The organism is Streptomyces sp. NBC_01788, assembly GCF_035917575.1.
GTDB lineage: Bacteria > Actinomycetota > Actinomycetes > Streptomycetales > Streptomycetaceae > Streptomyces.
On the sequence record NZ_CP109090.1, the window covers coordinates 4,265,990 to 4,278,705 of the forward strand.

11 protein-coding genes are annotated in these 12,716 nt (G+C 72.8%); 9 read left to right on the forward strand and 2 right to left on the reverse strand.

Annotation, left to right across the window (positions count from 1 at the left end; translation table 11 throughout):
- Positions 1-48: 48 nt before the first annotated feature.
- The 6 genes from recR (at position 49) to OIE49_RS19355 (ending at position 6,107) form a co-directional block, all read left to right on the forward strand.
- The gene (gene recR, locus OIE49_RS19330; RefSeq protein WP_100568436.1) at positions 49-648 is read left to right on the forward strand and encodes a recombination mediator RecR; all 600 of its coding nucleotides are present in this window, start codon (positions 49-51) and stop codon (positions 646-648) included.
- The gene (locus OIE49_RS19335; protein ID WP_100568437.1) at positions 641-1,300 is read left to right on the forward strand and encodes a DUF5063 domain-containing protein; all 660 of its coding nucleotides are present in this window, start codon (positions 641-643) and stop codon (positions 1,298-1,300) included. Before recR ends, OIE49_RS19335 begins: the two co-directional genes overlap by 8 nt.
- A 187-nt stretch (positions 1,301-1,487) precedes the next feature.
- Entirely contained in the window at positions 1,488-2,765 is a 1,278-nt protein-coding gene (locus OIE49_RS19340; RefSeq protein WP_100568438.1) for an aspartate kinase, read from the forward strand.
- Entirely contained in the window at positions 2,762-3,862 is a 1,101-nt protein-coding gene (locus tag OIE49_RS19345) for an aspartate-semialdehyde dehydrogenase (RefSeq protein WP_326803407.1), read from the forward strand. The genes OIE49_RS19340 and OIE49_RS19345 overlap by 4 nt, the downstream gene beginning before the upstream one ends.
- A gap of 389 nt (positions 3,863-4,251) precedes the next feature.
- Positions 4,252-4,947, forward strand: a complete 696-nt coding sequence (locus tag OIE49_RS19350) for a SigE family RNA polymerase sigma factor (protein WP_401741740.1) — start codon at positions 4,252-4,254, stop codon at positions 4,945-4,947.
- Between the two features lie 104 nt (positions 4,948-5,051).
- Positions 5,052-6,107 carry a hypothetical protein gene (locus OIE49_RS19355; RefSeq protein ID WP_326803408.1) on the forward strand — a complete coding sequence of 352 codons (1,056 nt, stop codon included), beginning with the start codon at positions 5,052-5,054 and terminating at the stop codon, positions 6,105-6,107.
- Between the two features lie 70 nt (positions 6,108-6,177).
- Here the strand turns inward: OIE49_RS19355 and OIE49_RS19360 are convergent, their stop codons facing one another.
- Positions 6,178-6,984 carry an SURF1 family protein gene (locus tag OIE49_RS19360; RefSeq protein ID WP_326803409.1) on the reverse strand — a complete coding sequence of 269 codons (807 nt, stop codon included), beginning with the start codon at positions 6,982-6,984 and terminating at the stop codon, positions 6,178-6,180.
- Between the two features lie 256 nt (positions 6,985-7,240).
- Here OIE49_RS19360 and OIE49_RS19365 point away from each other — a divergent pair, with 256 nt between their 5' ends.
- Positions 7,241-9,100, forward strand: a complete 1,860-nt coding sequence (locus OIE49_RS19365; RefSeq protein ID WP_326803410.1) for a S9 family peptidase — start codon at positions 7,241-7,243, stop codon at positions 9,098-9,100.
- A 75-nt stretch (positions 9,101-9,175) separates the two neighbouring features.
- On the opposite strand, the gene OIE49_RS19370 is transcribed toward OIE49_RS19365, so the two are convergent.
- Positions 9,176-11,146: an NAD-binding protein gene (locus tag OIE49_RS19370; RefSeq protein ID WP_326806275.1), complete on the reverse strand. Its 1,971-nt coding sequence runs from the start codon at positions 11,144-11,146 to the stop codon at positions 9,176-9,178.
- A gap of 233 nt (positions 11,147-11,379) precedes the next feature.
- Between OIE49_RS19370 and OIE49_RS19375 the strand changes: the two genes are divergently transcribed.
- Positions 11,380-11,967 (forward strand): RNA polymerase sigma factor, encoded by a 588-nt coding sequence (locus tag OIE49_RS19375; protein ID WP_326803411.1) that lies wholly within the window; start codon positions 11,380-11,382, stop codon positions 11,965-11,967.
- Complete coding sequence (locus OIE49_RS19380) at positions 11,957-12,709, forward strand: hypothetical protein (RefSeq protein WP_326803412.1); 753 nt, start codon at positions 11,957-11,959, stop codon at positions 12,707-12,709. The genes OIE49_RS19375 and OIE49_RS19380 overlap by 11 nt, the downstream gene beginning before the upstream one ends.
- Positions 12,710-12,716: the final 7 nt, after the last annotated feature.

Here is a 12,716-nt window from a genome sequence, read left to right on the forward strand (position 1 = left end):
GGGCAACTACCGTACGTACCGAAGCGATCCAGGAAGGGCGGCAGTCCGTTGTACGAAGGCGTGGTCCAGGACCTCATCGACGAGCTCGGGCGGCTGCCCGGCGTCGGTCCCAAGAGCGCGCAGCGGATCGCCTTCCACATCCTGCAGGCGGAACCGGCGGACGTACGGCGGCTCGCCCAGGCCCTGCTCGAGGTGAAGGCGAAGGTCCGCTTCTGCGCGACCTGCGGCAACGTCGCGCAGGAGGAGCTGTGCGGGATCTGCCGCGACAGCCGCCGCGACCTCTCGGTCATCTGTGTGGTCGAGGAGCCGAAGGACGTCGTCGCCATCGAGCGCACCCGTGAGTTCCGCGGCCGTTACCACGTCCTCGGCGGGGCGATCAGCCCCATCGAGGGCGTCGGCCCGGACGACCTGCGCATCCGGGAACTCCTGGCCCGTCTGGCGGACGGCACGGTCACCGAGCTGATCCTGGCCACGGACCCGAATCTCGAAGGCGAGGCGACGGCGACGTACCTCGCCCGCATGATCAAGCCCATGGGCCTGAAGGTCACCCGCCTGGCCAGCGGCCTCCCGGTGGGCGGTGACCTGGAATACGCGGACGAGGTCACCCTCGGCCGCGCCTTCGAGGGGAGACGACTCCTAGATGTCTGACGCCACGCTGCACGCCACCAGCCAGAACCCGGACGACTTCGCGGTCCAGATCGCCGACCAGGTGGAGAGCTTCCTGGTCGCGGTCACCGAGGTCGCCAAGGGCGACGAGCCGGACTCGGCGGTGCCCTTCCTGCTGCTGGAGGTCTCCCAGCTGATGCTGGCCGGCGGCCGGCTCGGCGCGCACGAGGACATCGTCCCCGACGAGCGCTACGAACCCGACCCCGGTCCGGAGCCGGACGTGGACCAGCTCCGCGAGAACCTCGCGCGCCTGCTGGAGCCGATCGACGTCTACTCCGAGGTCTTCGACCCCTACGAGCCGCGCCGGGCGCCCGTGCCGGCCCGTATCTCCGACGACCTGGCGGACGTCATGGCCGACCTGCGGCACGGCATGGCCCACTACCGCGCGGGCCGCACCACCGAGGCCCTGTGGTGGTGGCAGTTCTCCTACTTCTCCAACTGGGGTTCCACGGCCTCCGCCACCCTGCGCGCCCTGCAGTCCCTGGTCGCCCACGTCCGCCTCAACCAGCCCCTGGAGGAGCTGGACGGCCTGGACACCGACCAGGGCATGGGCGACGAGACCCTGGAGTTCGAGGCCGGCAAGGTCATGGCACAGGAGATCGCGGACCCACTGGGCCTGCGCCGCGCGCGCTGAGCGCCGGTGTGACGCGGCGCACTTTCCGAGTGGCGTTCCGGTCCCTGGGCATGAGCCGTCTGACCAGCGGGCGCCGGGCATCTCACCATGCGATATCGCGAATGGGAAATTCGGACGCTCGATAGACTGAGCCGACCGCACCGCGTATGCGCGAGTGCGATGGACACGGACTGAGCGAGGAGCGCACGTGGGCCTTGTCGTGCAGAAGTACGGAGGCTCCTCCGTAGCCGATGCCGAGGGCATCAAGCGCGTCGCCAAGCGGATCGTGGAAGCCAAGAAGAACGGCAACGACGTGGTTGTCGTGGTTTCCGCGATGGGCGACACGACGGACGAGCTGATCGATCTCGCCGAGCAGGTTTCCCCGATGCCTGCCGGGCGCGAGCTCGACATGCTGCTGACCGCCGGAGAGCGGATCTCCATGGCCCTGCTGGCCATGGCGATCAAAAACCTGGGCAACAAGGCCCAGTCGTTCACCGGCAGCCAGGCAGGTGTCATCACCGACTCGGTGCACAACAAAGCCCGGATCATCGACGTCACGCCGGGCCGCATCCGGACCGCGCTGGACGAGGGCAACATCGCCATCGTCGCCGGTTTCCAGGGCGTCAGCCAGGCGGGGAAGGACATCACCACGCTGGGGCGTGGCGGGTCCGACACCACCGCCGTGGCGCTCGCCGCCGCCCTCGACGCCGAGGTGTGCGAGATCTACACCGACGTCGACGGCGTGTTCACCGCCGACCCGCGGGTGGTGGCGAAGGCCCGGAAGATCGACTGGATCTCCTTCGAGGACATGCTGGAGCTGGCCGCGTCCGGCTCCAAGGTGCTGCTCCACCGCTGTGTGGAGTACGCGCGCCGGTACAACATCCCGATCCACGTCCGCTCCTCCTTCAGCGGGTTGCAGGGCACGTGGGTCAGCAGCGAGCCGATTCAGCAAGGGGTCAAGAAGGTGGAGCAGGCCATCATCTCCGGTGTCGCACACGACACCTCCGAGGCCAAGATCACGGTCGTCGGCGTGCCCGACAAGCCCGGCGAGGCCGCCTCCATCTTCCGTACGATCGCCGATGCCGAGATCAACATCGACATGGTCGTGCAGAACGTGTCCGCCGCCGCCACCGGCCTGACGGACATCTCCTTCACGCTGCCCAAGGCCGAGGGCCGCAAGGCCATCGACGCGCTGGAGAAGAACAGGGCCGGCATCGGCTTCGACTCGCTGCGCTACGACGACCAGATCGGCAAGATCTCCCTGGTCGGCGCGGGTATGAAGACCAACCCGGGTGTCACCGCCGACTTCTTCACCGCGCTGTCCGACGCGGGCGTGAACATCGAGCTGATCTCGACCTCCGAGATCCGTATCTCGGTCGTCACCCGCCAGGACGACGTGCCGGGGGCCGTGCGCGCCGTGCACAGTGCCTTCGGGCTCGACTCCGACAGCGACGAGGCCGTCGTCTACGGAGGCACCGGGCGATGAGCGACCGACCGACGCTCGCGGTCGTGGGAGCGACCGGAGCCGTCGGCACGGTCCTGCTCCGGATCCTGTCCCAGCGCGCGGACATCTGGGGTGACATCCGCCTGCTCGCCCTGCCTGCGGGCTCCCCGGGCTCTCACTCGCGTACGGCGGGCGGGGAGCCCGAGCGCGCGGTCGGCCGCAGGCTGGCCGTGCGCGGCGAGGAGGTCGAGGTGGCCGCGCTCGCCGAGGACGCCTTCGACGGGGTGGACATCGCCCTGTTCGACCTCCCCGACGAGGCCGCCGCGCACTGGGCGCCGCTCGCCGCCGCCCGGGGCGCGGTGGTGGTCGACAACTCGGGCGCCTTCCGCGCGGATCCGGAGGTGCCGCTCGTGGTGCCCGAGGTCAACCCGCACGCGGTGCGGCGGCGGCCGCGCGGGATCGTCTCCAGCCCCCACTGCACCACCCTGTCCATGATCGTGGCGCTGGGCGCGCTGCACGCCGAGTTCGGCCTGCGCGAGCTGGTCCTCTCCTCGTACCAGGCGGTGAGCGGGGCCGGGGACGAGGGCGTGGAGACCCTGCGTCGGCAGCTGTCCCTGGTGGCGGGCACGGAGCTGGGGACCAGCCCCGGTGACGTGCGGCGGGCCGTCGGGGACGACACCGGTCCGTTCCCGGAGCCGGTGGCGCTGAACGTCGTGCCGTGGGCCGGGTCGCTGTGCGAGGAGGGCTGGTCCTCGGAGGAGATGAAGCTGCGGGACGAGTCCCGCAAGGTGCTCGGGCTGCCGCGGCTGCCGGTCGCCGTGACCTGCGTGCGCGTCCCGGTGGTCACCACGCACTCCCTGACCGTCCACGCCCGCTTCGAGGACGAGGTCACGGTCGGCAGGGCACGGGAGATCCTCGCCACAGCGCCCGGCGTGGTGCTCTACGACAACCCGGCCGCGGGCGAGTTCCCCACGCCCGCCGACGTGGTGGGCACCGATCCGACCTGGGTCGGGCGGGTGCGCCGGGCGCTGGACGATCCCACGGCGCTGGAGTTCTTCGTGTGCGGTGACAACCTGCGCAAGGGCGCGGCGCTGAACATCGCGCAAATCGCGGAGCTGGTGGCCGCCGAGGCACCGTGACTCCTGTCGCACGGGACCGTCGCCGCCGGAAATACCGTGGCCAGGGGCCTTTCCGTTTGTAGGATCCATGTGAGAATCAAGTCGGCTGGTGGGCTGGGCCACTTGATCCATGCTGTTCGCTGTTCGGCGGCCGATGATTTGCCTCCCCGTCCTTTGCAACCGCGCGAAGGGCGGGGAGCGTCTTTGCGGTCGCCCTTCGCGGGCGTGGGGACGCTGCGGGGCGTGGGGACGTTCCGGCGATTCAGGCATAGGGGATGAACGGGACGCATGAGGGCATACGAGGCGCATTTTGTGCCGCCTGCCACGAGAACGGCGCCGGACGTGTCACCTGGCGCAATCGACTTGCCCGGCACGTACAACCTCAGTGGGGGGAGACGTGTCCAACTGGCGTGGCAGAGGTTCTCGAGTTCACCCCCAAGCTCTTCGAGCGGGCGGTATCCCCGGCGGCGACCCGCGGCGCCGCCCTCCGACCGCCCCGCGCGGCGCTCCGTCCGCGCGTGCCCGGCGGCATGCCGGTGATCGCGCCCGTGCCCGCCGCGCGGCCAGCCCGCATACCCAGCCAGCGTGAGGCCGCCGAGGAGACCGCGGCGGCCGGCACCACCGTCGACCACCTCACCGAGACCTATCGCGCGCACTACCGGTCCCTGCTGGGCCTGGCCGCGCTCCTCCTCGACGACACCGCCTCCTGCGAGGACGTGGTCCAGGAGGCCTTCATCCGGGTCCACTCCGCCCGCAAACGCGTCCGGGACCCGGAGAAGACCCTCGCCTATCTGCGGCAGACGGTCGTCAACCTCTCCCGCTCCGCCCTGCGTCGCCGCATCCTCGGCCTGAAGCTGCTGTCCAAGCCGATGCCGGACATGGCCAGCGCCGAGGAGGGCGCCTACGACCAGCTGGAGCGCGACTCCTTGATCAAGGCGATGAAGGGCCTCCAGCGCCGTCAGCGCGAGGTCCTGGTGCTGCGCTACTTCGCGGACATGACCGAGGCGCAGGTCGCAGAGACCCTCGGCGTCTCGCTGGGCTCGGTCAAGGCCTACGGCTCGCGCGGCATCGCGGCGCTGCGGGTCGCGATGGGGGCGTCGGCATGAGGAAGCACGACGAGGACCGCGACACGTACGAGGAACATGAACCCGACGCGTCGCCCGAGCCGCATCATCAAGAGCACACGTCATCGCACGCTGGGAACGGAACCGTGAACCACAGCCCCGACGAACTCGGCCCGGACGGGCTCGACTCGGACGAGCTGGCACTGCGCAGGATGCTGCACGACGCGGTCCAGGACGTCGAGCCACGGGACGGCACACTGGACCACCTGCGGCGCGCGGTCCCGGCGCGGCGGGCCCGCAAGCGGCAGGCCGTCGTCGGCATGGCGGCCGCCGCCCTGTTCGTCGGCACCGCCATCCCCGCCCTCGTGCACGTCTCCAACACCGCCGCCTCCGACGCCAACCCGGCCATCGCGGGCCAGGCCTCACAGGCCCAGGGCGACGCGGGCCAGGGCAAGGGCCCGGACGGCGGCGAGAGCGCCATCGGCGGCTCCTCGGGCAAGGCCGCCGGCGAGGGTACGAAGGACCGGAAGGACGACAGCAAGGGCGGCCCGAGCAGCGCAGCCGACAGCGGACCCACCGGTGGTCCGGACAGCCCCGCGGCCGACCCGGGCGGCGACACCCCGGTGTGCGAGGCCTCCCAGCTCGGCTCCGCCACCGCCACCGTCGACGCCCCCGACTCGGCCGGTGTCGTCTACGGCACCTTCCACGTCACCAACGTCTCCGGCGGCAGTTGCCGGGTCGGCGGCTCAGGCTCGGTGGGCACCCTCGCGCAGGGCGCGGCCGACGCCACCAGGATCACCGTGGTCGACCACACCTCCGGCGACGCGGCGGCCGGACTCCCCGACCCCTCCACCGAGGTGCCCGGGCTGGTCCTGCCGTCCGGCTCGGCGTACGAGGTGAAGTTCGCCTGGGTGCCCTCCCAGACCTGTCCGACCACCGGCGGCGGCAGCAGCACCGGCGGCAACGAGACCGGCGGACCCTCGTCCGATCCGTCCCCCACCCAGGGCGTCAGCACCACGGGCGCCACGACCACGGGCGGCGACTCCGGCGTCTCCACCCAGATGCTCCTGACGGACGGCACGGCCGACGGCGGCGTCGTGGTCTCCCACACCCCGGAGGCCGGCTCGCCCTCGGCGTCGGTGACGGTGACGAACGCGTGTGCGGGGACGATCTACCGGACCGGGGTGCTTCCGGCGTCGTAGTGACCCGGCAGGCAACGTTTGCCCCGTCGCCCGGCAGGCGCGCTCGCCGGAACAGGCCCCGGGGAGCCGGTCAGGCGCCGGACGCGCCGCTCGACGCGGGCGCCGACACCGGCGCCTGCTCGGGCGCGAGCCCCAGCTCCGCGTCCCGTGCGGCCTCCACCTCGCGGCGCAGCAGCCGGAACCACATGAAGACCACGAAGCCGGCGAAGACGAACCACTCGCCGGTGTAGCCGAGGTTCTGGAACGCCTTCAGGTCGAGCCCGGTGTTGTCCGGGGCCTTCGCCGGTACCGCCGTCATCCCGGCATCGGCGTGGTTGAGGGTGACCCACGCGTCGTACACGGGGTACGGCACGAGGTTCACCAGCGAGGCCGCGCTGATCGCCGCGGTCTGCCCGGACGGCAGCCCGCCCCGGGCGCTGACCCCGTTGTCACCCGGCGTCTCCGACGCCTGGAGCGCTCCGGTGACCGCGACCTCGCCCGTGGGCGGCGCCGGGACCCCGGCCGCGTCCGGCTTTCCGGGCAGCCAGCCGCGGACGACCGGCAGCGCCTTGCCGGAGTCGGTGCGCAGCAGCGTCAGCACGTAGTACCCGGCCCTGCCGTCCAGATCGCGGTCCGGGACCAGCAGCTGATCGGCGTACCGGCCGGCCGCGGTGGTCTGCATGCCGGACGTGCGCTTGTCGACGGGCAGCAGCCGGTCAAGCGGGCGCGGCGCCTCCTTGCGGTAGGAGGCGGCCTGCTCGGTCGCGGTCCGGTGGTCCTGCACTCGCGCCTCGAACCGGCTCAGCTGCCAGGACCCCATGAACACGCAGAAGGGGATGGCGAGCAGCACGAAGACGTTGATGCCCCACCAGCGAGGTGTCAGCAGAAACCGGTACACGCCCTCAACGGTACGGTGCCGGACGCCGCGCCCCGGTCGCGGGGTCGGGCCCGGCAGCGCGCCGGGGGGACGGGACGCAGGGCACCGGGCGGGCGGGAACGGTGCAGGGCGCCGGGCGGGCGGGAACGGTGCAGGGCACCGGGCGGGCGGGAACGGTGTGGAAATGGCAAGAGGATGCGAAGAGTCCGGGCGGAGTTTTCCACAGGCTGGGGAGACCGGACAGCGCGTTGTCCTCGGAACCGTGCAGTATGGGGTCATGACTGAGAGCAACGGGTCCGACTCGCCGCAGCAGCTCGACCGGCGGCCACTCATCGAGGAGATGCCGGACTGGGAGAAGCGCTTCCGAGCGCCCCGGGTGTCCCTGCCCGACTGGGCGGAGGACGCGCCGGAGCGCTCCCTGTTCGTGTCGAACGCGACGGGGACGTACGAGCTGTACGCCTGGGACCGGACGACGGGTGACCAGCGGCAGGTCACCGATCGGCCGAACGGCACGACGGACGGTGTGCTCTCGCCGGACGGGCGCTGGATCTGGTGGTTCGACGACAAGGACGGCGACGAGTTCGGCGTCTGGCGGCGCCAGCCCTTCGAGGGCGGGGTCGACGAGGCCGCCGTGCCCGGCCTCGGCGCGTCGTATCCGGCGGGGCTCGCGCTCGGCCGGGACGGCCGCACGGCGGTCGTGGGGCGCTCCACGGACGAGGACGGCACGACCCTGCACCTGGCCCGCGACGGGCAGGTGACGGAGATCTACCGGCACCGCGAGTCGGCGGGTGTCGGCGGCCTCTCCCACGACGGCTCGCTGATCGCCCTGGAGCACACCGAGCACGGCGACGCGATGCACTCGGCGCTGCGCGTGCTGCGCCCGGACGGCACGACGGTCGCCGAGCTGGACGACACCAAGGGCGGGACGGTCGAGCTGGGCCTGGACGTCCTGGGCTTCGCCCCGGTCGACGGGGACACGCGGCTGCTGGTCGGCCACCAAAGACGCGGCCGCTGGGAGCCGCTGGTGTGGGACGTGGCGACGGGCGAGGAGCACGACCTGGCCCTCGACCTGCCCGGCGACGTGAGCGCCGAGTGGTGCCCGGACGGCGGGGGCCTGCTCGTGGTGCACGGCTTCGAGGCCCGCAGCGAACTGTTCCACTACGACCTGGCCACCCGCGAGCTGACGCGGGTACCCACCCCGCCCGGCACGGTCTCCGGAGCGACCGCCCGCCCGGACGGCAGCGTGGAGTACCTGTGGTCCTCGTCGGCCGAGCCCTCCGCGGTCCGCTCGACGCACGGCGGGGTGGTCCTCGACCCGCCCGGCATGAAGTCCCCGGGGTCGGTGCCGGTGGAGGACGTGTGGGTGGAGGGCCCCGGCGGCCGTATCCACGCCCTGGTCCAGAGGCCCGCGGGCGCGACCGGACCGCTCCCCACGGTCTTCGACATCCACGGCGGCCCCACGTGGCACGACAGCGACTCCTTCGCCGCGGGCCCGGCCGCCTGGGTCGACCACGGATACGCGGTGGTCCGGGTCAACTACCGCGGCTCGACGGGCTACGGCCGGGCGTGGACCGACGCGCTCAAGCACCGGGTGGGCCTGATCGAGCTGGAGGACATCGCGGCGGTCCGCGAGTGGGCCGTCGGCTCGGGACTGGCCGACCCGGCCCGCCTGATCCTCACCGGCGGCTCCTGGGGCGGCTATCTCACCCTGCTCGGTCTCGGCACCCAGCCCGAGCTGTGGGCGCTGGGTATCGCGGTGGTCCCGGTCGCCGACTACGTCACGGCGTACCACGACGAGATGGAAGCCCTGAAGGCCATGGACCGCACGCTGCTCGGCGGCACCCCGGAGGAGGTGCCGGAGCGCTTCGAGGCCTCCTCGCCGCTGACGTACGTCGACCGGGTCGCGGCGCCGGTCTACATCTCCGCCGGGGTCAACGACCCGCGCTGCCCGATCCGTCAGATCGAGAATTACGTCAAGCGCCTGGAGGCGCGCGAGGTAGTCCACGAGGTGTACCGCTACGACGCCGGCCACGGCTCCCTGGTCGTCGACGAACGCATCAAGCAGATCCGCCTGGAACTGGACTTCGCGGAGCGGTATCTGCCGAAGGAGAAGCAGCCGAAGGAGAAGCAGAAGTAGGGCGGCCGCGGCGCGGGACGCGGGTGGTTCGAGGGCAGAGCGCCTTGGGCCACCTGTGCCCGCCCCGCGCGCCTCCTACGTCCCTTGTGTTCCCGTCCGCCCCCGCGGCCCGCGGCCCAGCAGCTCCGCCAGCCCGCGCCGGGTCGCCGCGAGCACCACCCGGTCCTGCCCGCGCAGGACGTAGGTGCCGGGCAGGTTCCACACCAGGCCCGAGGCCCGGTCCGGGTGCTCGGCCGCCGCCTCCGGTGCCGCCGGCTCCCGCCGGGCGTCCGCGGTCATCCCCACGTCCAGCGCCAGCACCCGCCAGTACCCGGGGCGGAAGGCCTCCGCGAGCGTCCTGCCCTCGAGCTGCGGATGCCCGCCCACGTCCACGGACGCGAACAGCAGCACCCGCCGCTCCACCGGGATGGCCCCCAGGATCTGCCGGCCGAACATCGCGCCGGCGAACGCGGGCGCCGCCAGGTGCGTCACGCTCCGGCTGCGGGTCAGGGCGTGCGGGTGCGCGGCCCGCAGAGTGCGGTACACCGCGGTGGCGAAGTCGTCGTCGTACAGGCGCAGCACCACCCGCAGGTCGGGGCGCACGGACCGCGCGTACAGCACGGCCTCCAGGTTCGTCGTGTCCGCGCTGGTCACGGCGAGCAGCGCGTGCGCGCGGTGGATCTTCGCGGCCTCCAGCACGCCCTCCTGCGTGACGTCCCCGAGCACCACCGGCACCCGCAGCCGCCGTGCCGTGGCCACACCGCGCGCCTCCGGGTCCGACTCCACGCACACCACGGGAATCCGCAGTTCCCGCAGCCGCGTCAGCACCCGGGTGCCGATCTTGCCGAGTCCCAGCAGGACGACGTGCCCGCCGAGCCCCCGCGGCGGCCTGCGCAGCGCGGACGCCGACCGGAACGTGCCCAGCGCCTCGAGCACCGCCGCCAGCACCACCGGCAGCAGCAGCACGCCCACCAGCCCGGTCAGCAGTTGCAGGAGCTGCCGTCCGACCGGTTCGCCGAGCGCCGGGTCGTCGATGGCGAACAGGTCGAGCAGCGTCAGGTACACCGCGCCCAGCGGATGGACCCCGGCCACCACCCACAGCGCCACCGCGAGCGCGAACACGCACGCCAGCAGGCCCGCCACCGTCCACCGCAGCCGCCGTGAGAACAGCGACGTCAGCGGAGGCACGGCCGCCGCCACCACGCGCCGGGCGGACAGCGGCTGGCCGGCGCCGTACGAGACCTGCTCCAGCACCACGGTCCCGCGCCCGGTGGCCGCCTCCACCGCCGCCTCGTCCGGGAGCAGCTGCGGCCGCTGGTCGCCGCTGTCCTCGGAACCGTCCGCTCCGGCCGGGTCGCTGCTCGTCGCGGACAGCAGGGCCAGGGTGCACAGCCCGGGATCGGCGACCTGTCCCGGCGCGGGCGGCGGCCGCTCCACCGCGCGCAGCAGCAGTCCGTCGGTCTGGACGACCTTGCTGGTGCCCACGACGGCACTGGCGGCCAGCGCGGGCGCGGCGGTGTCCGCGTCGGACAGCACGGTCGTGGACGCGTAGGTGCCCGCCGCCGCGTCGCCGCCGTCGACCGCCAGCGCGGCGGCCTGGTCGAGGAGTTCCTCGATGTGCTGGCCCAGCCGCCGGTTGTACAGGCGCACCACGAGCCGCAGCCGCGGGTTGAGACGGCGGGCGGTCAGGGCGGCGCGGATGTTGGTCTCGTCGTCGTCGTACACCAGGGCCAGTGCCGCCGCCCGCTCCACGCCCGCGTCCGCGAGCACGGCCTCGGTCAGTTCGGCGGCCTCCAGCAGCCGGTCCGGGCCTGCCGGTTGACCGCCCGTGCCGTTGCCGTTGCCATTGGCCGCGCCGCCGGCGCCCACTCCGGCCCGGCTCACGGCCGCGCTCACCACCCGGTCCACCCGGTCGAGCAGCGCCGACGCCGTACGGGTCCGGCCCACCACCGGCGGCCGTACCGTGCGCTCGGAGGGCGGTACGACCAGTGTCACGTGCTCGCCGTACACCCCCCGCAACTCGGCGGCCAGCCGGTGCGCGAGCCCGTCGTCCCCGCACACCACCATGTGCGCGCGCGTGCCGTCCGGCACCCCACCCTGATACGGAACGCTCCCCACGAGGGAAGAGACTGCCCTACCGGGACGGGTGGTTCCACCCTCCGCCCCGACTCCCGCGCGGCCCTCTGCCCGGTGCCGTTCCGCGACAGGGCGCGGGCAGGGCGGTCCCGCGCGAGAATCGGAGTATGGGATTCCGGTTCGGGCGGGCAATCCCTGGACGGGGATGGTCCGTATATACGGATGTGTCGAGATTCTGGTTCCCCGTGGGCCGGCTCCCGGACGAGGCTCTGCTGTCCGGGCTCGCCACGGGTGATCCGGAACTCGCGGTCAGCTTCGTAAGGAGGTTCCAGCACCGGGTCTTCGGTGTCGCCGTCGCGGTCACCGGGGATCCGCAACTGGCGGAGGACATCGCACAACAGACATTCGAGCGGGCGTGGCGGCACGCGCAGATCTACGACTCGCGCCGTGGGTCGGTCACGACCTGGCTGACCACCATCGCCCACAACCTCGCCATCGACGCCGTACGGTCGCGGCGTCAGGAGCCGGTGGCGCCGGAGGACCTCGACGCGATCCTGGACGTCGTCAGCGACACCCCCGAGCGGCACGCACTGGCCGACGAGGCGTCGTCCCGGCTGCGGGCCGCCGTGGCCGAGCTGCCGCGCGAACAGGGCCGTGCCCTGGTGATGGCCGGCATCTACGGCATGACCGCCCAGCAGATCGCCGACTGGGAGCACATTCCGCTGGGCACCGCCAAGACACGGGTCAGGGCGGCGATGGGGAAGCTGCGCACCACCCTCGCCTCCTTCCAGCGAGGCGACCATGGCCAGTGAGACCAGCTGCGAGAAGCTCCGCGAGATCGGCGCCGAGCTCGCGCTGGGTGTGCTGCCCGGCCGCGAGCGTGCCGGCGCCGTCGCGCATCTGGAGAGGTGCGCGGACTGCCGCGAGTACATCGCACAGCTCACTCTGCTGGGTGACCGGCTGATCGGGCTCCTGCCGGGGAGCGAGCCGCCGGTCGGGTTCGAGAGCCGGGTGGCGCAGGCGCTGACGCAGAGGGCGGCGCACGAGAGGCGTCCGCACACCCGGGCGCCGGGCATCCCGCGTCCGGGCGTGCTCGGCCGGCTGCGGCCGCGGGTCGCCGCCGCCGCGGGCGCGGTCGTCCTCGCCGTCGGCTTCGGCGGCTGGGCGGTCGGCACGGCGATCGAGTCCACGATGTCCCGGCCCGCCGCGACCGCTTCCGGGACGGGCATGCTGTGGGGCGGTCTCACCTCGGCCGACGCGGTCGGAAGGCCGGCCGGCGAGGTCTACGCCCACCCCGGCTCCCCGGGCTGGATCTACATGACCGTCGACCTCACCAGGGCCGGCGGACCCCACGAGGGCAAGGTCACCTGCCGGCTGGTGCGCAAGGACGGCACCACGGTCCGCGTCGGTGACCTCACCCTGCACGGCGGCCGCGGCTCCTGGGGCGGCCCGGCCACCATCGACCCCGCGAAGCTGGCCGGCGCACGGGTGATCGCCCCCGACGGCACCGTCCTGGCCAGAACCCACTTCGCCACGGGCGAGGACACGTCCTGAGGGCTGC

Coding starts and splice junctions, on each gene's coding strand:
- OIE49_RS19365 (WP_326803410.1), top strand. CDS start 7,241: ATGACTGAGAGCAACGGGTCCGACTCGCCGCAGCAGCTCGACCGGCGG.
- OIE49_RS19380 (WP_326803412.1), top strand. CDS start 11,957: ATGGCCAGTGAGACCAGCTGCGAGAAGCTCCGCGAGATCGGCGCCGAG.
- OIE49_RS19370 (WP_326806275.1), bottom strand. CDS start 11,146: ATGGTGGTGTGCGGGGACGACGGGCTCGCGCACCGGCTGGCCGCCGAG.
- OIE49_RS19335 (WP_100568437.1), top strand. CDS start 641: ATGTCTGACGCCACGCTGCACGCCACCAGCCAGAACCCGGACGACTTC.
- OIE49_RS19345 (WP_326803407.1), top strand. CDS start 2,762: ATGAGCGACCGACCGACGCTCGCGGTCGTGGGAGCGACCGGAGCCGTC.